At 63.6% G+C, this 20,342-nt stretch carries 17 protein-coding genes and 5 tRNA genes; 13 read left to right on the top strand and 9 right to left on the bottom strand.

Features of this window, described 5'->3' with window-relative positions; translation table 11 throughout:
- Positions 1-89: 89 nt before the first annotated feature.
- From ATF69_RS14430 to ATF69_RS14380, 11 genes are all read left to right on the top strand, one after another.
- Positions 90-176, top strand: a tRNA-Leu gene (locus ATF69_RS14430).
- A gap of 75 nt (positions 177-251) precedes the next feature.
- Complete coding sequence (gene tig, locus ATF69_RS14425) at positions 252-1,565, top strand: trigger factor (protein ID WP_146871380.1); 1,314 nt, start codon at positions 252-254, stop codon at positions 1,563-1,565.
- A gap of 134 nt (positions 1,566-1,699) precedes the next feature.
- Positions 1,700-2,308 carry an ATP-dependent Clp endopeptidase proteolytic subunit ClpP gene (gene clpP / locus ATF69_RS14420; protein ID WP_015014885.1) on the top strand — a complete coding sequence of 203 codons (609 nt, stop codon included), beginning with the start codon at positions 1,700-1,702 and terminating at the stop codon, positions 2,306-2,308.
- A gap of 102 nt (positions 2,309-2,410) precedes the next feature.
- A complete protein-coding gene (gene clpX, locus ATF69_RS14415) occupies positions 2,411-3,676 on the top strand; it encodes an ATP-dependent Clp protease ATP-binding subunit ClpX (protein WP_056064485.1) in 1,266 nt (421 codons plus the stop codon).
- A gap of 126 nt (positions 3,677-3,802) precedes the next feature.
- The gene (gene lon, locus ATF69_RS14410; protein WP_056064482.1) at positions 3,803-6,241 is read left to right on the top strand and encodes an endopeptidase La; all 2,439 of its coding nucleotides are present in this window, start codon (positions 3,803-3,805) and stop codon (positions 6,239-6,241) included.
- A gap of 85 nt (positions 6,242-6,326) precedes the next feature.
- Positions 6,327-6,402: transfer RNA gene (locus ATF69_RS14405), tRNA-Gly, on the top strand.
- A 58-nt stretch (positions 6,403-6,460) separates the two neighbouring features.
- Positions 6,461-6,534, top strand: a tRNA-Cys gene (locus ATF69_RS14400).
- A gap of 181 nt (positions 6,535-6,715) precedes the next feature.
- Positions 6,716-6,791: transfer RNA gene (locus ATF69_RS14395), tRNA-Gly, on the top strand.
- Between the two features lie 153 nt (positions 6,792-6,944).
- A tRNA-Leu gene (locus ATF69_RS14390) sits at positions 6,945-7,037 on the top strand.
- Positions 7,038-7,050: 13 nt separating this feature from the next.
- On the top strand, positions 7,051-7,683 hold the full coding sequence (locus ATF69_RS14385; RefSeq protein ID WP_056064478.1) for a DUF6806 family protein: 633 nt from the start codon (positions 7,051-7,053) through the stop codon (positions 7,681-7,683).
- Between the two features lie 152 nt (positions 7,684-7,835).
- Positions 7,836-8,360, top strand: coding sequence for a M48 metallopeptidase family protein (locus ATF69_RS14380; protein WP_056064476.1), 525 nt, complete (start codon positions 7,836-7,838; stop codon positions 8,358-8,360).
- A gap of 87 nt (positions 8,361-8,447) precedes the next feature.
- Here the strand turns inward: ATF69_RS14380 and murI are convergent, their stop codons facing one another.
- The 3 genes from murI to ATF69_RS14365 all read right to left on the bottom strand — a co-directional run bounded on the left by murI (position 8,448) and on the right by ATF69_RS14365 (position 11,949).
- The gene (gene murI / locus ATF69_RS14375; RefSeq protein WP_099732165.1) at positions 8,448-9,338 is read right to left on the bottom strand and encodes a glutamate racemase; all 891 of its coding nucleotides are present in this window, start codon (positions 9,336-9,338) and stop codon (positions 8,448-8,450) included.
- Between the two features lie 166 nt (positions 9,339-9,504).
- A complete protein-coding gene (locus tag ATF69_RS14370; RefSeq protein WP_146871379.1) occupies positions 9,505-10,206 on the bottom strand; it encodes a DUF6882 domain-containing protein in 702 nt (233 codons plus the stop codon).
- A 174-nt stretch (positions 10,207-10,380) separates the two neighbouring features.
- Positions 10,381-11,949: a fumarate hydratase gene (locus tag ATF69_RS14365; RefSeq protein WP_121942538.1), complete on the bottom strand. Its 1,569-nt coding sequence runs from the start codon at positions 11,947-11,949 to the stop codon at positions 10,381-10,383.
- Between the two features lie 170 nt (positions 11,950-12,119).
- Between ATF69_RS14365 and fumC the strand changes: the two genes are divergently transcribed.
- Positions 12,120-13,529 (top strand): class II fumarate hydratase, encoded by a 1,410-nt coding sequence (fumC, locus tag ATF69_RS14360; RefSeq protein ID WP_099732164.1) that lies wholly within the window; start codon positions 12,120-12,122, stop codon positions 13,527-13,529.
- 132 nt (positions 13,530-13,661) lie between these two features.
- Here fumC and ATF69_RS14355 read toward each other — a convergent pair whose 3' ends face one another.
- The 6 genes from ATF69_RS14355 to ATF69_RS14335 form a co-directional block, all read right to left on the bottom strand.
- Positions 13,662-14,372: a response regulator gene (locus ATF69_RS14355; RefSeq protein WP_121942539.1), complete on the bottom strand. Its 711-nt coding sequence runs from the start codon at positions 14,370-14,372 to the stop codon at positions 13,662-13,664.
- Positions 14,369-15,697: an ATP-binding protein gene (locus tag ATF69_RS14350; protein ID WP_425291780.1), complete on the bottom strand. Its 1,329-nt coding sequence runs from the start codon at positions 15,695-15,697 to the stop codon at positions 14,369-14,371. Before ATF69_RS14350 ends, ATF69_RS14355 begins: the two co-directional genes overlap by 4 nt.
- Complete coding sequence (locus ATF69_RS23480) at positions 15,609-15,992, bottom strand: hypothetical protein (protein ID WP_425291779.1); 384 nt, start codon at positions 15,990-15,992, stop codon at positions 15,609-15,611. Before ATF69_RS23480 ends, ATF69_RS14350 begins: the two co-directional genes overlap by 89 nt.
- 6 nt (positions 15,993-15,998) lie before the next feature.
- Complete coding sequence (locus tag ATF69_RS14345) at positions 15,999-16,277, bottom strand: hypothetical protein (protein WP_146871378.1); 279 nt, start codon at positions 16,275-16,277, stop codon at positions 15,999-16,001.
- A 53-nt stretch (positions 16,278-16,330) separates the two neighbouring features.
- Positions 16,331-17,239, bottom strand: a complete 909-nt coding sequence (locus ATF69_RS14340) for a dioxygenase family protein (RefSeq protein WP_146871377.1) — start codon at positions 17,237-17,239, stop codon at positions 16,331-16,333.
- 211 nt (positions 17,240-17,450) lie between these two features.
- Positions 17,451-18,050: a TIGR00645 family protein gene (locus ATF69_RS14335; protein ID WP_015014830.1), complete on the bottom strand. Its 600-nt coding sequence runs from the start codon at positions 18,048-18,050 to the stop codon at positions 17,451-17,453.
- Positions 18,051-18,263: 213 nt separating this feature from the next.
- Here ATF69_RS14335 and acs point away from each other — a divergent pair, with 213 nt between their 5' ends.
- Positions 18,264-20,258 (top strand): acetate--CoA ligase, encoded by a 1,995-nt coding sequence (gene acs, locus ATF69_RS14330; RefSeq protein ID WP_146871376.1) that lies wholly within the window; start codon positions 18,264-18,266, stop codon positions 20,256-20,258.
- Positions 20,259-20,342: the final 84 nt, after the last annotated feature.

The raw sequence follows: 20,342 nt of genomic DNA, 5'->3' as shown, positions 1-20,342 counted from the left end.
CGACAGGGCGTCCGCATCAGGTAAAATAGAAGGTTGACCGATTTCACACAGGCGGCAGCTGAGGTTGCCGCCTGTTTGTTTGTAGAACCGCGCGGGTGGCGAAATTGGTAGACGCACCAGGTTTAGGTCCTGACGCCAGCAATGGTGTGGGGGTTCGAGTCCCCCCCCGCGCACCACCCATGTGAGACTTTGCGGAACACGGCGCTGCTGCGCTGCAGCCAGCACGATCCACATTCATAAGAGGAATAGCCATGGCCGTTACTGTTGAAACCCTTGAGAAGCTCGAGCGCAAGATCACGCTGAGCGTGCCCGTCACCCTGATCCAGTCCGAAGTGGACACGCGCCTCAAGCGCCTGGCCCGCACGGTCAAGATGGACGGTTTCCGTCCCGGCAAGGTGCCCATGAACGTGGTGGCCCAGCGTTATGGCTACTCGGTGCAGTACGAAGTGCTGAACGACAAGGTGGGTGAGGCCTTTGCTGTGGCTGCGAATGAAGCCAACCTGCGTGTTGCTGGCCAGCCCCGCATCACTGAAAAGGAAGGCGCTCCCGAAGGCCAGGTGACTTTTGACGCCATCTTCGAAGTGTTCCCCGAAGTCAAGATCGCTGACCTGTCGGACGCCGAAGTTGAAAAACTGTCGTCCGAAGTGACCGACAGCGCCATCGACAAGACCATCGACATCCTGCGCAAGCAGCGCCGCAGCTTCGCCCAGCGCGCCATTGACGCCGCTGCCCAAGACGGTGACCGCGTGACCGTGGACTTCGAAGGCAAGATCGACGGCGAACCCTTTGACGGCGGCAAGGCCGAAGACTTCCAGTTCCTGGTTGGCGAAGGCCAGATGCTCAAGGAGTTCGAAGACGCGGTGCGTGGCATGAAGTCCGGCGAAAGCAAGACTTTCCCCTTGGCGTTCCCTGCCGAATACCACGGCAAGGACGTCGCTGGCAAAACCGCCGACTTCCTGGTGACCATCAAGAAGATCGAAGCGGCCCACCTGCCCGAAGTGAATGACGCTCTGGCCAAGTCGCTGGGCATTGCCGACGGTTCCGTCGATGGCCTGCGCGCCGACATCAAGAAGAACCTGGAGCGCGAAGTCAAGTTCCGCTTGCTGGCTCGCAACAAGGCTGCCGTGATGGACGCCCTGGTGTCCAAGGCCGAGTTGGATCTGCCCAATTCCAGCATCCAGGCTGAAATCGCCCGCCTGATGGAAGGTGCCCGCGCTGAACTCAAGCAACGCGGCATCAAGGACGCCGACAATGCCGAGATCCCTGAAGATGTGTTCCGTCCCCAGGCAGAGCGCCGTGTGCGCCTGGGCTTGGTGCTGGCCGAGCTGGTGCGCGCCAATGAGCTGCAGGCCAAGCCCGAGCAGCTCAAGGCCCACATCGACGAGCTGGCCGCCAGCTACGAGAAGCCCGAAGACGTGGTGCGTTGGTACTTCGGCGACCGCCAGCGCCTGGCCGAAGTCGAAGCCGTTGTCATCGAAAACAACGTGACCGAATTCGTGCTGTCCAAGGCCAAGGTGGTCGAAAAGGCCATTTCCTTCGACGACCTGATGGCGCAGCAGGGCTGATAGGCCCTCGGGCCGGGTGGCCTGCCTCGTGCAACTGCCTGGTTCTGGTTGTCAAGACACACCAGGGGCTTGTGCTTTCGTGCACAAGCCCCAATTCATTTCTGGGTACAGTACCTGCTTGACTGGAGAAATACATGAGCGCATTGGAAACACAAGGCCTGGGCATGGTCCCCATGGTCATCGAGCAGTCGGGCCGTGGCGAACGGTCCTATGACATCTACTCGCGCCTGCTCAAGGAGCGCGTGATTTTTCTGGTGGGCCCGGTCAATGACCAGACCGCCAACCTGGTGGTGGCACAGCTGCTGTTCCTGGAAAGTGAAAACCCGGACAAGGACATCTCGTTCTACATCAACTCGCCCGGTGGTTCGGTGAGCGCCGGTATGGCGATTTTTGACACCATGAACTTCATCAAGCCCGATGTCTCGACCCTTTGCACGGGCATGGCGGCCAGCATGGGTGCGTTCCTGTTGGCGGCGGGCGCCAAGGGCAAGCGTTTTGCGCTGCCCAATTCCAAGGTCATGATCCATCAGCCATTGGGCGGCATGCAGGGCCAAGCCACCGAGATCGAGATCCACGCCCGCGAGATCCTCAAGACCCGCGAGCAGCTCAACAAGATCCTTGCTGAGCGCACCGGACAGCCGCTGGAGAAGATCCAGCGAGACACCGAGCGTGACTATTTTCTCTCGGCCGACGAGGCCAAGGACTATGGTTTGGTCGATCAAGTGATCAGCCAACGCGCCTGATCGCCCGAGGGCGACGAAGCGGCGTTTTCCCGAGGGGAAGACGCCGTTTTTTATTTGGTTATCATCCCGACAACTTTCCGAAACAAGCAAGGCATTGCCCCCATGGCCGAGAAAAAAGGCTCTTCCAGCGAAAAAACCCTTTACTGCTCTTTTTGCGGCAAAAGCCAGCATGAAGTGAAGAAGCTGATCGCCGGTCCGTCGGTCTTTATCTGCGACGAGTGCATTGACCTGTGCAACGAGATCATCCGCGACGAACTGCCTGCTGGGGACTTGGCCCGCGAAGGCCGCAGTGACCTGCCCACGCCGGTCGAGATCAAGGCCAATCTGGACAACTATGTGATTGGCCAGGATGTTGCCAAGCGCACGCTGGCGGTGGCGGTGTACAACCACTACAAGCGCCTGCGCCACAAGGACAAGGCCCACAAGGACGATGTGGAGCTGTCCAAAAGCAATATCCTGCTGATCGGCCCTACGGGCTCGGGCAAGACCTTGCTGGCGCAGACCCTGGCACGCATGTTGGATGTTCCTTTTGTGATGGCCGATGCCACCACGCTGACCGAAGCCGGCTATGTGGGCGAGGACGTGGAAAACATCGTCCAGAAGCTGCTGCAAAGTTGCAACTACGAAGTCGAGCGCGCCCAGCGCGGTATTGTCTATATCGATGAAATCGACAAGATTTCGCGCAAATCCGACAACCCCAGCATCACGCGCGATGTGTCGGGCGAGGGCGTGCAGCAGGCGCTGCTCAAGCTCATCGAGGGCACCATGGCCAGCGTGCCGCCCCAGGGCGGGCGCAAGCACCCGAACCAGGACTTCCTGCAGATCGACACAACCAACATCCTGTTCATCTGCGGTGGCGCGTTTGCAGGGCTGGAAAAGGTCATCGAGAACCGCACCGAGGCCTCAGGCATCGGCTTTGGCGCATCGGTCAAAAGCAAGAAGCAGCGCTCGCTGACCGAAGTGTTCACCGAGATCGAGCCCGAAGACCTGATCAAGTTCGGGCTGATTCCTGAACTGGTGGGCCGTATGCCTGTGGTGACTGCCTTGGCTGAACTGAGTGAAGATGCGTTGGTGCAGATCCTGACCGAGCCGAAGAACGCGCTGGTCAAGCAGTACAGCAAGCTCCTGGCCATGGAAGGCGTGGACTTGGAAATTCGCCCCGCTGCCCTGAAAGCCATTGCCCGCAAGGCGCTGGCCCGCAAGACGGGCGCGCGAGGTCTGCGTTCCATCCTGGAGCAATCGCTGATCGGCACGATGTTCGACCTGCCCAACACCAGCAACGTCGAAAAGGTGGTGGTGGACGAATCCACCATCGAAGAAAACAAGCCGCCGCTGCTCGTGTACCGCGAAGCGGCCAAGAAGGCCTGAGAAGACCGGAGCGGGCGCCATGTTGTCGCCCTTTGAACCATCAACCCTTGCGCCAGTACGGCTGCGTGCAAGGGTTGAAAATCCCCACATGTGGACCCACTTCCACAGAGCACTTTGAGGATTTCCATGTCCGGACATACCCCCCTGCCAGCCACCCCTATTGACCTGCCGCTGTTGCCTTTGCGCGATGTGGTGGTGTTCCCTCACATGGTGATCCCGCTATTCGTGGGCCGCCCCAAGAGCATCAAGGCCCTTGAGATGGCCATGGAGGCTGATCGCCGCATCATGCTGGTGGCCCAAAAAGCTGCCGCCAAGGATGAGCCCTCGGTGGCTGACATGTTCGATGTGGGCTGTGTCTCCACCATCTTGCAGATGCTCAAGCTGCCCGACGGCACCGTGAAGGTGCTGGTGGAAGGCCAGCAGCGTGCTCTGGTGGCTTCCATTGAAGATGCCGAAACGCATTTCATGGCCACCGTGACACCGGTGGAGGCAACCCCCGACGCCAATAAGCCCAGCGAAATCGAGGCCCTGCGTCGCGCAGTGATGCAGCAGTTTGACCAGTACGTCAAACTCAACAAGAAGATCCCGCCCGAGATCCTGACTTCCATCTCCAGCATTGACGATCCAGGTCGACTGGCAGACACCATTGCTGCACACCTGCCTCTCAAGCTCGAGAACAAGCAGGTGGTGCTGGATCTTTCGGATGTAAAGGCGCGCCTCGAAAACCTGTTCGAGCAGCTCGATCGCGAAGTGGACATCCTGAACGTCGACAAAAAGATCCGTGGCCGCGTGAAGCGCCAGATGGAGAAGAACCAGCGCGACTTCTATCTGAACGAGCAAGTCAAGGCCATCCAGAAGGAACTGGGTGAGGGCGACGAAGGCGCCGACATCGAGGAGATCGAGAAAAAGATCAAGCTCGCCAAGATGCCGGCCGAGGCACGCAAGAAGGCTGACGCCGAACTCAAGAAGCTCAAGCTGATGTCGCCCATGTCGGCTGAGGCGACGGTGGTGCGCAACTACATCGACGTGCTCACCGCGCTGCCTTGGAGCAAGAAGACCAAGATCAAGCACGACCTCGTGAATGCCGAGGGCGTCCTCAACGAAGACCATTACGGCCTCGACAAGGTCAAGGACCGCATCCTTGAATACCTCGCGGTACAGCAGCGCGTGGACAAGGTGAAAGCGCCCATCCTGTGCCTGGTGGGCCCTCCTGGCGTGGGCAAGACCTCGCTGGGGCAATCGATCGCCAAGGCCACCGGCCGCAAGTACGTGCGCATGGCCCTGGGCGGCATGCGCGACGAGGCCGAGATCCGCGGGCATCGCCGCACCTACATCGGTGCGCTGCCGGGCAAGGTGCTGCAGAGCCTGTCCAAGGTGGGCACGCGCAATCCGCTGTTCCTGCTGGACGAGATCGACAAGCTGGGTACTGACTTCCGGGGCGATCCGTCGAGCGCTCTGTTGGAGGTGCTGGACCCTGAGCAGAACCACACCTTTGGCGACCACTACGTCGAGGTGGACTTCGACCTGAGCGATGTGATGTTCGTCGCCACATCGAATTCGATGAACATCCCGCCTGCATTGCTCGACCGCATGGAGGTGATTCGCCTGTCGGGCTACACCGAAGACGAGAAAACCAGCATCGCCATGAAGTACTTGCTGCCCAAGCAGCTCAAGAACAATGGCGTGAAGGACGAAGAACTGCTCATCACCGAGCCTGCAGTGCGCGACATGGTGCGTTACTACACCCGTGAAGCGGGTGTGCGTTCGCTCGAGCGCGAGCTGTCCAAGATTTGCCGCAAGGTGGTCAAGGGCCTGCAGCTCAAGAAACTGGAGCCGCAGGTGGTGGTCACGGCTGACAATCTGCCGGACTTTTTGGGCGTGCGCAAGTACACCTATGGCCGTGCGGAGCTGCAAAACCAGGTGGGGCAGGTGGTGGGCCTGGCCTGGACCGAGGTGGGTGGAGATCTGTTGACCATCGAGGCGGCCATCATGCCGGGCAAGGGTGTGATTACGCGCACGGGTTCGCTGGGTGATGTGATGAAGGAATCCGTGGAGGCTGCCCGTACGGTGGTACGCAGCCGCGCGCGCATGCTGGGTATCAAGGATGAAACCTTCGAAAAGCGCGACATCCACATTCACGTGCCAGACGGTGCCACCCCCAAGGACGGCCCCAGCGCGGGGGCTGCGATGACTACCGCGTTTGTTTCTGCGCTCACGGGTATCCCTGTGCGCGGCGATGTGGCCATGACAGGCGAGATCACGCTGCGTGGCGAGGTGACGGCCATTGGTGGCCTCAAGGAAAAGCTGCTGGCCGCATTGCGCGGTGGCATCAAGACCGTGCTGATCCCTGAAGAGAACGTGAAGGACCTCGCCGAGATTCCGGACAACGTGAAGAGCGGCCTGGAGATCGTGCCCGTGCGGTGGATCGACAAGGTGCTGGAAGTTGCTTTGGAGAGCAAACCCGTGCCGCTGACGGATGAAGAGGTTGCAGTGGCTGCTGCGGTGCCTGTGTCGACGGACAAGGCAGCGGTGTCGTCCGCCACGGCCGATGGATTGAAACATTGACGCAATTTTTTTGGGAACTCCCAAAAAATGCGCTACAATTCACTCCATCGCAGCAAACGTTGTACAATGTAAGGCTTCGGTAAATGCGGGAATAGCTCAGTTGGTAGAGCGCAACCTTGCCAAGGTTGAGGTCGAGAGTTCGAGACTCTTTTCCCGCTCCAATTTCCACAAAAAGGGAAGCAGTCGCTTCCCTTTTTTGTCAGAGGAATGAGAGTTCCTGGCGCGGTAGCAAAGCGGTTATGCCCCGGATTGCAAATCCGGTTAGTCCGGTTCGACTCCGGACCGCGCCTCCAGATATGGTCTGCCGCAGTGAAGCGATGAAAGCCTCTGGGCCGAGACGCTCGCAGAGATCGTGTCGATGGATGGTAGTTGGATGGAAATTTTTTGGCTCGCAATCGAATACGGCCAAAAATAGTTATATAATTTGAGGCTTGCTGATAAGCACTAACGGAAACGTTAGGGAAATCAGAAAATGCGGGAATAGCTCAGTTGGTAGAGCGCAACCTTGCCAAGGTTGAGGTCGAGAGTTCGAGACTCTTTTCCCGCTCCATATTTGAAAAGGGAAGCTTAGGCTTCCCTTTTTTCTTGGTGGTACGGCGCGTGCTGTTGTCAAACTGCGGCCCCGACCAGAGATGCGACAGGGCATTGCGCGCACGCGCTGCCCGGGTTACGCTGCAACGCAGGTATGCGCTCAGCAGCCGGCGCCCCGATGGTGAAATTGGTAGACACTGCGGACTTAAAATCCGCCGCTTTCCTGAAAAGGGGCGTGCCGGTTCGACCCCGGCTCGGGGCACCACTACGATTCAATCATGTCAAGTTACAACGCTCCCTTCGAAATCCACGTCCACGGACAGGTTCTCTTGCGCGCTGATGTCAGTTTTGACCAGCTCCAGGAGGCGCTCAAACCCCTGTGGAAGTACGCTGGAGCCCGTTCGCTGGCCGATGGCGCGGCCAGTGCCTATGAGGAAGAACCTGGTATCAAGTACGACGCGCAGGAGCACTTGCTGCAGATGTGCTGGACGGTACGGGGTGACGAGGATTTCCGCCAGTCGCTCGACGAGATGTGCATGAGCCTCAATGAGCTGGCGGAGCAAGGCGCGGCCATCGAGGTCACCTTCTACGACACCGACTTTGATGAAGACGAAGAAGAGCAGGGTGCCGAGTCGCGCGATGACTTTGTGATGCTTTTCGTCGGCCCCACGCCCGCTGCCATCATGCAGGTGCAGCGTGATCTGCTGGTGCAAGACGTGGTGAACATGATGGAGCGCCACTTTGATGGCGCCGAGTTAGGGGGCGTGGTCGCAGAGATCGACAAGCTGTTCAGTCAGCGTTTTGATGCCCTGGTGAACTCCCTGGAGATCGGCAAGCCCCCGCGTGGCCCCGGCGGCCCAGGTGGTGGTCACGGCGGTGGTGGTGGCCGTCGTCCGCGCCACTTGCACTGACCTGCGTGAGCGTGCTGCGCTGAGTGGTGGTGCGCGCCATTCCGCGCATCGCCCTCCGATATCTCTCATGCATTGGGTCAACTCTCCAAACGCTTCGATGCCTCTGTGTGGTCGCGCCACTCCATGCCCTGCGCGTCGCTGCCTTGTTGCCTATGAGCACTGATCTTCCGTATCTGCGTTCTTACCCCGCTTCGTTGCAGGACCAGGCGCGCGATCTGCTGGCACAGGGAAAGCTCGGTGCGGTTCTGCAGCGCAAGTATCCGCAGGCGCACGCCGTGCGCAGCGACAGGGCGCTCTACGACTATGCGCAGGAGCTCAAGGCACGCTACCTGCGCAATGCGGGCACGGTCAACAAGGTGCTGTTCGACAACAAGATCCACGTGGTGCGCCACGCGCTGGGCTTGCACACGGCGGTGTCGCGTGTGCAGGGCAACCGGCTGGCGGCCAAGCATGAGATTCGCATTGCCGCGATGTTCAAGCAGGCGCCCGAAGAGTTCCTGCGCATGATCGTTGTCCATGAGCTGGCCCACCTGCGCGAGAAGGACCATGACAAAGCCTTCTACCAGCTCTGCACCCACATGGAGCCGCAGTACCACCAGTACGAGTTCGACCTGCGCCTGTACCTCACCCACGTGGAGCAGGCAGGCACCCGGCTCTGGGGCAGCGACGCGTCCTGACGGCACAGAGCCGCCACACCCAGTTGCTTCATAAATGATAGCGACTGGCGCATATGGATCATGCGCCAGAAGCAGATAGAGGCTGAATCAGGGAACTGAAACGCTCCGGCACTGGCTGGGGGGCAGGTCCAGCCACCGCTGGGCTGCTGCCTCCAGCATGGACACCGGCCCCGTGGTGAGCAATTGCACCGATGGGTTGCTTTGGAGGGGCGGCGGTTGATTGCATGGTTTGGATGGCTCGGGCACAGCGAGCAGACCTGCGGTCTCCAGCAGCCGCCGCGTCTGGCGCGCCACGGGCTCTCCAGTCTCAATGACCTGGACCTCAGGCCCCACCAGTGCGCGCAACTCGTGGGCCACAAAGATGTAGTGGGTGCAGCCCAGCACCAGGGTGTCCATCTGCCCAGGGCCTGTACCAAAACTGCCCATCGCCTGAAGATAACGTTCGCACAGTGCGCCAGTCTCCGTGGCACCGACAGGACTGCCGGGGGCGGCAGGTGGCAGGGCCACGCTGCGCTCGATGGCGTGCGCCAGACCATCGCAGGGCTGCACTACAAAGTGGGCTTGATCGGCCAGTGAGGCCATGAGCTTGCCGAACTTGGCGCTGGTCAATGTGCCCCGCGTGCCGATGACACCCACATGCCCTGTTTTTGTCACTGCAAGAGCGGGCTTGACGGCCGGCTCCAGCCCCACGAGGGGCAACTCCGGGTGGCTGCTTCGCACCTCATGAATGGCAGCCGCAGTGGCCGTGTTACACGCCACCACCAGGGCCTTGATGTGGTGCTGCTCGCACAGGTACTGGGTGATGGCATGGGTGCGGGCGGCCACATAGGCGTCGCCACGCTCGCCGTAGGGAGCGTTGCCGCTGTCGGCCAGGTACACGAAGCGCTCGTGGGGCATCGCGGCCAACAGGGCGCGCAGCACGCTCAGCCCCCCGACGCCGCTGTCAAATACACCGATAGGAGAAGAGGCCGACTGCATCAGGGAGCCCATGGTTGGACAAAAGGCTGGATTGTAGGAAATGAGCGTATGTCTGTAGCGTGTGCACCGGGGGCGCTGCGCTGGGACAAGACCATGGATTTTGACCATGAGTCCGGTGCTGTGCCGCCACATACGTCGCTGCAGAGCACAAGAGAAACCGGAGGGATCAGCGCGCGGGTGCTTTGGCCTTGCCGTTGCCACTGGGCGTTGCTTCTGCAACTTTCGGGTGCGACAGCAGGTAGTAGCGTTTGACCACGGCCTTTTGACCCTCTTGGCCCCCGGCGACCAGCTCGCTGCCGATGCTCACCAGCACGCCGGTGGCCTGGTTGAGTTGCGCGGCAAACGCGCACAGATACCAGGCAGCCTCTTCGCTCGCCAACTGCGCGGTATCGGTCTGCAGGATGTCGATGCTGTGCTCGCGCCCATACAGGCGCGTGAGCGCGCTGCCCGTGGCGAACGATTTGCGCTTCGGGTCTTTCAGGTCGGGAACGCGTTCAACGGCCTCCCATGCCCAGCGCCGGCTTTCGGGCCACCACGTGCCCAGCAGCTCCGCATCGAACACCGTGCGTTTGCCGCCACGGAGTACGGTGAAGGTCTTGTGGAAAAAGTCCAGCGTGCGTAGTTGGCTGCCCACCAGGTGCTGGCTGTTCAGCAGCTGTTGGCGTTCGATGTGGGATGCGAGGCTGGCGTCCAGCAGCGCTGCGTCGCGGGCAGGCAGTGCACCGCCAAAGGCGGTCTGTGCGTCGCGCTGCGGAACCATGGGCGGGTTGGCACTGGCGGACAGGGGCAGGGCGCCGATCAGCGTGGCCAGCAGCAGGGCGTAGAGGGGCTGTCGAAGGGTCTGTGCAAACCCGTGGTTCAAAAGCATGGTGGGGGCGGCAAACGCCGATTAAGAGGAGTCGGGCCGAGCCCGTATTTTTGCCGAACAGTATGCAGGGATGTGCGTCGGGGCGGCCACAAAAAAACCGCCCGAAGGCGGTTCCTTGTCATTGCACCTTGTGTTGTGGCGGGCACCTCGCGGGCCCTGCCACACCAACGCGCATCAGGCTGCGGCGACGCCGATGCCCTTGAACTCGCCCGAGGCGATGCGCTTTTGCCACTCGGCAGGGCCCGTGATGTGGGCGCTGGTGCCACCGGCGTCCACAGCCACGGTCACGGGCATGTCCACCACGTCGAATTCGTAGATGGCTTCCATGCCCAGGTCTTCAAAGCCCACGACCTTGGCGGTCTTGATGGCCTTGGAGACCAGGTAGGCGGCGCCACCCACGGCCATCAGGTAGGCGCTCTGGTGCTTCTTGATGGCCTCGATGGCGACCGGGCCGCGCTCGGCCTTGCCCACCATGGCGATGAGGCCAGTCTGGGCCAGCATCATCTCGGTGAATCCGTCCATGCGCGTGGCGGTTGTGGGGCCTGCAGGGCCCACGGCCTCGCCCTTGACGGGGTCCACAGGGCCCACGTAGTAGATGACGCGGTTGGTGAAGTCCACAGGCAGTTTCTCGCCCTTGGCCAGCATGTCCTGGATGCGCTTGTGCGCAGCATCACGGCCCGTGAGCATCTTGCCGTTGAGCAGCAGCGTGTCGCCGGGCTTCCAGCTGGCCACTTCTTCCTTGGTCAGGGTGTCCAGGTTGACCTTCTTGCTCTTGTTGTAGTCGGGCGCCCAGTTCACGTTGGGCCACAGGTCGAGGCTCGGGGGCGTGAGGTACACGGGGCCCGAGCCGTCCATGACGAAGTGCGCGTGGCGTGTGGCGGCGCAGTTGGGGATCATCGCAATCGGCTTGCTGGCTGCGTGTGTGGGGTACATCTTGATCTTGACGTCCAGCACCGTGGTCAGGCCGCCCAGGCCTTGCGCGCCAATGCCCAGCGCGTTGACCTTTTCAAACAGCTCCAGGCGCAGCTCTTCGACCTTGTCGAGCGCGGGGCCGCCGGTCTTGGCGGCTTCGGCCTTGGCCTGCAGTTCGTACATGTCCAGGTCGTCCATCAGGCTTTCCTTGGCCATGAGCACGGCCTTTTCGGCCGTACCGCCAATGCCGATGCCCAGCATGCCGGGCGGGCACCAGCCAGCGCCCATGGTGGGCACGGTCTTGAGCACCCAGTCCACCACGTTGTCGCCGGGGTTGAGCATGTACATCTTGGACTTGTTCTCCGAGCCGCCGCCCTTGGCTGCCACGGTGATGTCCACAGTGTTGCCGGGCACGATCTCGGTGAAGATCACGGCAGGGGTGTTGTCCTTGGTGTTCTTGCGGGCGAACTGCGGATCGGCCACGACCGAGGCGCGTAGCGTGTTGTCGGGGTGGTTGTAGCCCCGGCGCACGCCTTCGTTGATGGCGTCGTCCAGGCTGCCGCTGAAGCCTTCCCAGCGCACGTCCATGCCCACTTTCAGGAACACGTTGACGATGCCGGTGTCCTGGCAGATGGGGCGCTGGCCGGTGGCGCTCATCTTGCTGTTGGTCAGGATCTGGGCGATCGCATCCTTGGCCGCCGGACTCTTCTCGCGCTCGTAGGCGCGGGCCAGGTGGGCGATGTAGTCGGTGGGGTGGTAGTAGCTGATGTACTGCAGTGCGCCGGCAATGGATTCGATCAGGTCTTCTTGGCGAATGGTCGTCGTGGTCATGGCGGTGGGGGTTTTAGGGAAAACGCGAACCCCGAATTATCTCCCGGCGGGCTTGCGCGGGCCTGTCAGGGGCGATGGGGGGTGGTAGCGCGCCATGGCCTTCGGTGGGTATGCTGCGGGCTGGTGTTTCATTCATTCCCATCCGCTCACCGAGCGCGCAAGGCCCCACCGTGAAGACCTCTACCCCCGACGCGACCGCATACCGTACCGAAAAAGACACCTTCGGCCCCATCGATGTGCCTGCCCAGCGCCTGTGGGGGGCGCAGACACAGCGCTCGCTGCACCACTTCGCCATCTCGGGCGAGCGCATGGCGCCGGAGCTGATCCGGGCGCTGGCGCAGGTCAAGCGGGCCAGCGCCTATGTGAACAACGCGCTAGGCCTGCTCGACGCGGCCAAGACCACGGCCATCGTGGCGGCGGCAGACGAGGTGATCGAAGGCGGTCACCTGCAGGAGTTTCCGCTGGTGGTGTGGCAGACCGGATCGGGCACGCAGACCAACATGAACATGAACGAGGTGCTGGCCAACCGGGCGAGCGAGCTGCTGGGTGGCCCGCGCGGCGAAGCGCGGCTGGTGCACCCCAACGACGAGGTGAACAAGAGCCAGTCGAGCAACGACGTGTTCCCCACAGCCATGCATCTGGCGGCGGTGGACGCACTGATGCACCGCCTGCTGCCCGCGCTGCACGGCCTGCGCACCACACTGGCGGCCAAGGCCAAGGCGTTTGACGGCATCGTGAAGATCGGCCGCACCCACCTGCAGGACGCCACGCCGCTCACGCTGGGCCAGGAGATCTCGGGCTGGGTGGCGCAACTGCAGCATGGCGAGCAGCATGTGCGTGCCGCGCTGCCCCACCTGGGCGAACTGGCGCTGGGAGGCACGGCCGTGGGCACCGGGCTCAATGCCCCCGCCGGTTATGCGCAGGCCGTGGCCAAGGAATTGGCCGACCTGACCGGCCTGCCGCTGGTCACCGCCCCCAACAAGTTCGAGGCCCTGGCCAGCTGCGATGCGCTGGTGCATGCCCATGGCGCGCTCAAGACCCTGGCGGCCAGCCTGATGAAGATTGCCAACGACGTGCGCTGGCTGGCCAGCGGCCCGCGCAGTGGGCTGGGCGAGATCACCATCCCCGAGAACGAGCCGGGCTCGTCCATCATGCCGGGCAAGGTCAACCCCACGCAGTGCGAGGCGCTGACCATGCTGTGCGCGCAGGTGCTGGGCAACGACGTGGCCATCAACATCGGCGGGGCCTCGGGCAACTTCGAGCTGAACGTGTTCCGCCCGATGGTGATCCACAACTTCCTGCAGAGCGTGCGCTTGCTGGCCGATGGCATGGCTAGCTTCAACGAGCACTGCGCCGTGGGCATCGAGCCCAACCAGGCGCGCATCAACGACCTGGTGGAGCAGTCGCTGATGCTGGTGACGGCACTCAACCCCCACATCGGCTACGACAAGGCCGCCTTCATTGCCAAGAAGGCGCACAAGGAGGGCACCAGCCTGCGCGCCGCCGCCGTGGCCTCGGGGCATGTGACGGGCGAGCAGTTTGACCAGTGGGTGGTGCCTGCGCAGATGGTGGGGCGCTGAGTCTGCAGGGCTGTTTGGGGGGTTACCGTGGCGTTTTTGAGTCAAATGCGCCGGTAGCGCTAGTACTACATGCCTGGGTAGCTATTAAATTGATAGTTGTCGGCCCCGGGGGTGTCGCTGGCAGCCTGCCCGTCAGGCCGCTGGCGGGCCCTCGTGGTTCGGGTCCAGCGCAAAGCCTACGCCATACACCGAGCGGATCCAGTCGCTGCCGTCCGTGCTGGCGGCTTTGAGCTTCTTGCGCAGGTTCTTGATGTGGCTGTCGATGGCGCGCTCGTTCACGTCCAGCGTGTCGTCATAGGCCTGGTCGAGCAGCTGGGCGCGCGAGAAGATGCGGCCCCGCTGGCGCGCCAGCACCTGCAGCAGCTTGAACTCGCGCCGCGTGAGGCCCAGCGGCGTGCCATGCAGCATGGCCTGCCAGTGCGACTCGTCCAGCATCAAGGCGGCAAGTGGTGTGCTGGCGGAGGAAACCTCCTGCGCTGCGGCGGTGCGGCGCAGCACGGCCTTGACACGGGCCACCACCTCGCGCGGCGAAAACGGCTTGCAGATGTAGTCGTCGGCGCCCAGCTCCAGCCCGATGAGGCGGTCCACCTCTTCCACCCTGGCGGTGAGCATGATGATGGGGTGCTGCGTGTGGCGCCGCGCCTGGCGCAATATCTCCAGCCCGTCGATGCCGGGCAGCATGATGTCCAGCAGCGTGAGGTCGGGCGGCGTGGTGAGCATGCTCGCCAGCGCGGCGCGGCCCTCGGCCTGGTGCTCCACCGCATAGCCCGCGTGGCGCAGGTAATCCACCACGATGGCGGCGATGTCGGGTTCGTCTTCGACGACAAGGATGCGTGGGCTCATGGTGCCGGGTTGTCCAGAAGGGGCAAGTTCAGTGTGATGCGCAGCCCGCCCAGGGGCGATGCCTCGGCCGTCAGCGTGCCGCCGTGGGCAAGCACGATGGCGCGGCAGATCGCCAGGCCCAGGCCTGATCCGCCGTGGTCGCGGTTGCGCGAGGTTTCTGCGCGGTACAGGCGCTCAAAGATACGGGGCAGCTCGTGCGCGGGCACGCCGGGCGCACTGTCGTCCAGCTGCACCTGCAGCTGGGGGTCTCCATCGGCCGGTGGCAGCAGGCGCGCCGCAATGCGCAGCAGGCCGCCCGCGTCGGTGTAGCGCAGGCTGTTTTCCAGCAGGTTCAAAAACACCTGGTGCAGCTGCTGCGCGTCGCCGCGCACCAGGGGGGCCGGCTGGGCGGCGCCTGGTGCGGCCAGGGCATCCAGGCCGCCGGTGTCCACATCGATGCCCGCCTGCGCCAGGCGGGGGCGCATGGAGGTCAGCGCTTCGTTCAGCAGCGACAGCGGGTGCACGGGCACCTGGGCCGAGGGTGCACTGGTGCCGACTGCATCCAGGCTGGCACGCAGGTCGCCCACCAGCTGGATCAGGCGCATCACCTGCCGGTGCAGGCGCAGCGCGGTCTTGTCGTCAAAGGGGCGGATGCCATCCTGCACAGCCTCGATCTCGGCGCGCATGGCGGCCAGGGGCGTGCGCAGCTCGTGGGCCACGTCGCCCAGCCATTGGCGGCGGCTGGCTTCGATGCTGCCCAGTTGTTCGGCCATGGTGTTGAAGGTGCGGGCCAGCTGGGCCAGTTCGTCATTGCCGTGCACGGGCACGCGGGTGTGCAGGTGGCCCTGCGCAATGCCGCGTGCGCCAGTGGCCAGGGCCTCGACCGGGGCCAGCCAGCGCCGTGCGAGCCAGCCCGACAGGACCAGCGCCAGGGCCAGGCCGACCAGGCCCGTCCACGCCACGAAGCCCAGGTGCTGGGCCAGAAAGGCCTGGTCGGCCTCGCTGCGCACGCCCTGCGGGGGTGCCAGCACCAGGTGCCCGATGGTCTGGCCACCGGCGCCACGCAACGCCAGGCGTGCGCCTCCCGGCTGGGGCGGTGTGCCTGCGACCAGCTGATCTTGTGCATCGAGCAGGCCCAGGCGGGGGTAGATGTCATCCGGGTGGCGCTGGGGTGGCGCTGGGTCCCGGTCCAGGGGGCGCAGGTCGCCGGGTGGAGGTGGGGGCGGGCTGTTGCCAAGGTCGGCGCCACGGCCACTGTCACTGGCATTGGAAGGAGGGGGGGTGGTCGTGCCAGGAGGCTCCGACGGGAGGCCGGGCGGCGAGCCGCTGGGGGGGGCGGGCGCCACCCGGCCCGCGTGGACCGCCGCCCGGGTGGGTCAGCCGTCCCCACAGGGACGACTGCCCCCGCAGGCTGTCCCAGCCGCCTGCCTGGGTGTGGTGGGCCTGCAGGCGCTCGGCCAGCCAGTCCATGCGGGCCAGCTCGATCTCGGCCACATACGGCCCCAGGCCCCGCTGCAGGCCCAGGCGCGAGAACCCCACAAAGATCAGCAACAACGCCAGCAGCAGGGCGGCCAGGGCGATGAAGGCTTTGCGGTGCAGCGTCAGATGGGGCACGGAGACGAGGGAGCGCAGGGGCGGCATGGTGGGTCAGCGGGCGGGGGGCGGGCCACCTGCGCCGGGGCCACCGGGCCCGCCAGCGGGCATGGCCACCAGGGTGCCGTCCATTGTGCGGCAAGTGCCTGCGAGGCTTCTGCCGTCGGGCATGGTCAGCGTGACGGAGGCGCCTTCTGTCTTGCCCTTGCAGGCGGCGTAGGCCTCGGGTGGCGGGGCGGGCGGCGTGCCGCGGGATGGCTGGGCGTGGCTGGGGAATGCTGCGGCGATGGATGCGAGGGCCAGTGCGGCCAAAAGGGTGTGGATCTTGAACATCGGACGTCTTTCTGGAGATCGAAACAACAGGGTGAATGGAAGAAACGAGGGGCTCAGACCGCGATCGAAATCGTGATGCTGGCCGAGTAGCCGCCACCGGTGTTGGCCTGCATGGTGGTCATCTCCAGCGTGGTGCCATCGCTGAAGACGTTGTCGGTGGCAAACGACATGGAGGCCAGGTTGCGCACGCTGGCGCTGTAGCCCGAATTGCTGCTGTAGATGCTGCTGAGCAGTGCGGTGGGGAACGCCAGCTGCGTGGTCTTGATCTTGTTGGCGGCCTTGGTCGCCGACGCCAGCGTGGGGTAAATCTCCAAGTGCATGTGGGGCATGCGGCCCGCATAGCAGCCCGGCACGATGGTGGTGAACGTCACGGTGCCGTTGGCATCCGTGGCCTGCACGCCGCGCAGGTAGTTGTCGGCGATGTTGTTGGAGGAATAGACGGAGTAGTTGCCGTCTTGCGTGCAATGCCACAGGTAAATGGCGTACCCCGACAGCGGTGCGCAGCTGGCCTTGGTGTTGGTCAAAGTGATGGTGATGGACAGCGGCACACCGCTGACCTGGGTGGACGAACCCACCGAGCTGCGGATGTCCGAACGCACGATGCCGCTGAGCGCGAGCACGTTGTAGGTGTTGTTGCTGGCCGTGGAGCCATCGGCAGGGTAGGGGCCGGCGGTTTCCTCGGGCACGACGGAACAGGTGGTGGTTGTGCCGGTGCCCGTTCCCGTGCCGGTCCCTGAATCGGTACCGCTGCCCGTGCCCGAGCCGGAGTCTGTGCCAGTGCCAGCGTCGGCGCTGGAACTGTCGCCACCTCCGCCGCAGCCCCACAGCGTGGCAACGCCCAGGGAGCCCAGCGCGCTCAATGCCAGGCGGCGGCTGGTGGCGGTGGGTGGGGTGGGGGAGTCCGTAGCGGCGGGTGCAGGTGCCGTGGCGGCGGTCGGAGCGATAGAGGACAGAGGGGGCATGGATTTCTCCTTCGGGTGGGTCTGCTCCGCACTGTGCCTACCGATTGAGGAGAAATCTGGGAGCGCCGCCGGGCGCTGCCTGCTGAAGTGTGCCTACTTCAAATTTGATAGCTGCCAGCGCATATTCCACTAGCGCTATGGGCAGTTTTGACTGATATTTTGCCCTGGGCAGGCGCAGCGGCGCAGGGCCGCCCAGGGACTCCCGCCGTGCTCAGTGGCTGTCGGACGAGTGCGACATCAGCCGGTCGGTCAGCGCGATCGCCAGGGCGCTGAGCAGGAACACCACATGGATGATGGTCTGCCACATCAGCACCTTGAGGTCGTAGTTGGCGGCGTTGATGAAGGTCTTGAGCAGGTGGATGGAGCTGATGCCGATGATGGCGGTGGCCAGCTTGACCTTGAGCACCGAGGCGTTCACATGGCTCAGCCACTCGGGCTGGTCGGGGTGGTCTTCCAGGTGCAGGCGCGAGACAAAGGTCTCGTAGCCACCTACGATCACCATGATCAGCAGGTTGGAGATCATCACCACGTCGATCAGCGCCAGCACCACCAGCATGATGATGGTCTCGTTGAGCGCGGTGACCTGGAAATCACTCTTGTAGCCAATGCTGGACACCAGGCTCTGCAGGGCCGCCGTGTTGCCAAACGCGGCTTCGATCAGGTGCACCAGTTCCACCCAGAAATGGAACACATACACCGCCTGCGCCAGGATCAGGCCCAGATACAGGGGCAGTTGCAGCCACCGGCTGGCGAAGATCATGGAAGGCAGGGGGCGCAGTGGCGCTGGGGGCTTGTGTTGGGGAGAGGACATGGCACTCGCAAAGGGTTGCAGGAGGCGCGATTTTAGGGGGGCAGCATGTCTCTGCGGTGGCAGGTGGGTCTGCGCAGCCGGTGGCCCGGCCCTTGGCGACAGGCGCGCCGCAATGGCGTACTCTGTAAGCTTCGCGCCAGTCAGTGGCCTGTAAGTGCCGCGCCCGACAGTACCGCCCAATTCCAATTCCCATTAGATCCAGGAGACAACACCATGAGTGCGCCCACATCCGCCATCGAGTCCGTGCTGGTTGAGAACCGCGTGTTCCCGCCCTCGGACGCCATCGTCAAAGCCGCGCGCGTGTCCGGCATGGCTGGGTATGACGCACTGTGTGCCGAGGCCGAAAAGGACTTCGAGGGCTTCTGGGCGCGCCAGGCACGCGGCAATCTGCAGTGGACCAAGCCTTTCACCCGCACGCTGGACGAGTCCAACGCGCCGTTCTTCCAGTGGTTTGCCGATGGCGAACTCAATGCCTCGGCCAACTGCCTGGACCGCCACATCGGCACCGCCACCGAGAACAAGACGGCCATCATCTTTGAAGCCGACGATGGCACGGTCACCAAGATCACCTACAAGGAATTGCTGGCCCGAGTGAGCCAGTTTGCCAACGCGCTCAAGGCCCATGGTGTGGCCAAGGGCGACCGCGTGCTGATCTACATGCCCATGACCATTGAGGGCGTGATTGCCATGCAGGCCTGCGCCCGCATTGGCGCCACGCACAGCGTGGTGTTTGGCGGCTTCAGTGCCAAGGCCGTGCACGAGCGCATCATCGATGCCGGTGCCGTGGCCGTCATCACTGCCAACTACCAGATGCGCGGCGGCAAGGAGCTGCCGCTCAAGGCCATCATTGATGAAGCCCTGGCCATGGGCGGTTGCGACACCATCCGCAACGTGTTCGTCTACCAGCGCACGGCCACGGCCTGCAACATGGTGGCGGGGCGCGACAAGACCTTTGCCGAAGCACTGGCAGGCCAAAGCACCGAATGCGCTCCGGTGGCCGTGGGTGCCGAGCACCCGCTGTTCATCCTGTACACCAGCGGCTCCACCGGCAAGCCCAAGGGCGTGCAGCACAGCACCGGCGGCTACCTGCTGTGGGCCAAGATGACCATGGACTGGACGTTCGACCTGCGCGCCGATGATGTGTTCTGGTGCACGGCCGACATCGGCTGGATCACCGGCCACACCTACGTGGCCTACGGCCCGCTGGCGGCAGGCGCCACACAGATCATCTTTGAAGGTATCCCCACCTTCCCGAACGCGGGTCGCTTCTGGCAGATGATCGAGCGCCACAAGTGCACCATCTTCTACACTGCCCCCACGGCCATCCGCTCGCTCATCAAGGCCGCCGAAGCCGACGAGGCGGTGCACCCCGCACGTTCCGACCTGTCGAGCCTGCGCATCCTGGGCAGCGTGGGCGAGCCCATCAACCCAGAAGCCTGGATGTGGTACCACAAGAACGTGGGCGGCGAGCGCTGCCCCATCGTGGACACCTTCTGGCAGACCGAAACCGGCGGCCACGTCATCACCCCGCTGCCGGGTGCTACACCGTTGGTGCCCGGTAGCTGCACGCTGCCGCTGCCCGGCATCACGGCCGCCATCGTGGACGAAATGGGCAACGACGTACCCAATGGCTCGGGCGGTATCCTGGTCATCAAGAAGCCCTGGCCCAGCATGATCCGCACCATCTGGAACGACCCCGAGCGCTTCAAGAAGAGCTACTTCCCCGAAGAACTCAAGGGGTACTACCTGGCGGGTGACGGCGCGGTGCGCAGCGCCGACCGGGGCTACTTCCGCATCACGGGCCGCATCGACGACGTGCTGAACGTGTCGGGCCACCGCATGGGTACGATGGAGATCGAATCCGCCCTGGTCGCCAAGACCGACCTCGTGGCCGAAGCCGCTGTGGTGGGCCGCCCTGACGACGTGACCGGTGAGGCTATCTGTGCGTTTGTGGTGCTCAAGCGCTCGCGCCCCACCGGCGAGGAAGCCAAGCAGATCGCCAACGAACTGCGCAACTGGGTGGCCAAGGAGATTGGCCCCATTGCCAAGCCGAAGGACATCCGCTTTGGCGACAACCTGCCCAAGACCCGCAGCGGCAAGATCATGCGCCGCCTGCTGCGCAGCATTGCCAAGGGCGAGGCCATCACCCAGGACACCAGCACGCTGGAGAATCCGGCAATTCTGGATCAGTTGGCCCAGACCAACTGATCAAGAAGGCGCCGTGCAACGGCGCCAGCGCGCAGCGCTTGCCGGATTCGGGGACACTCATATCGCGCAGCGATGTGATGTGGC

The sequence above is a fragment of the Acidovorax delafieldii genome (assembly GCF_007993815.1).
In the GTDB taxonomy this organism is placed as follows: domain Bacteria; phylum Pseudomonadota; class Gammaproteobacteria; order Burkholderiales; family Burkholderiaceae_C; genus Acidovorax; species Acidovorax delafieldii.
This window is presented reverse-complemented; position numbering and strand designations above follow the sequence as displayed.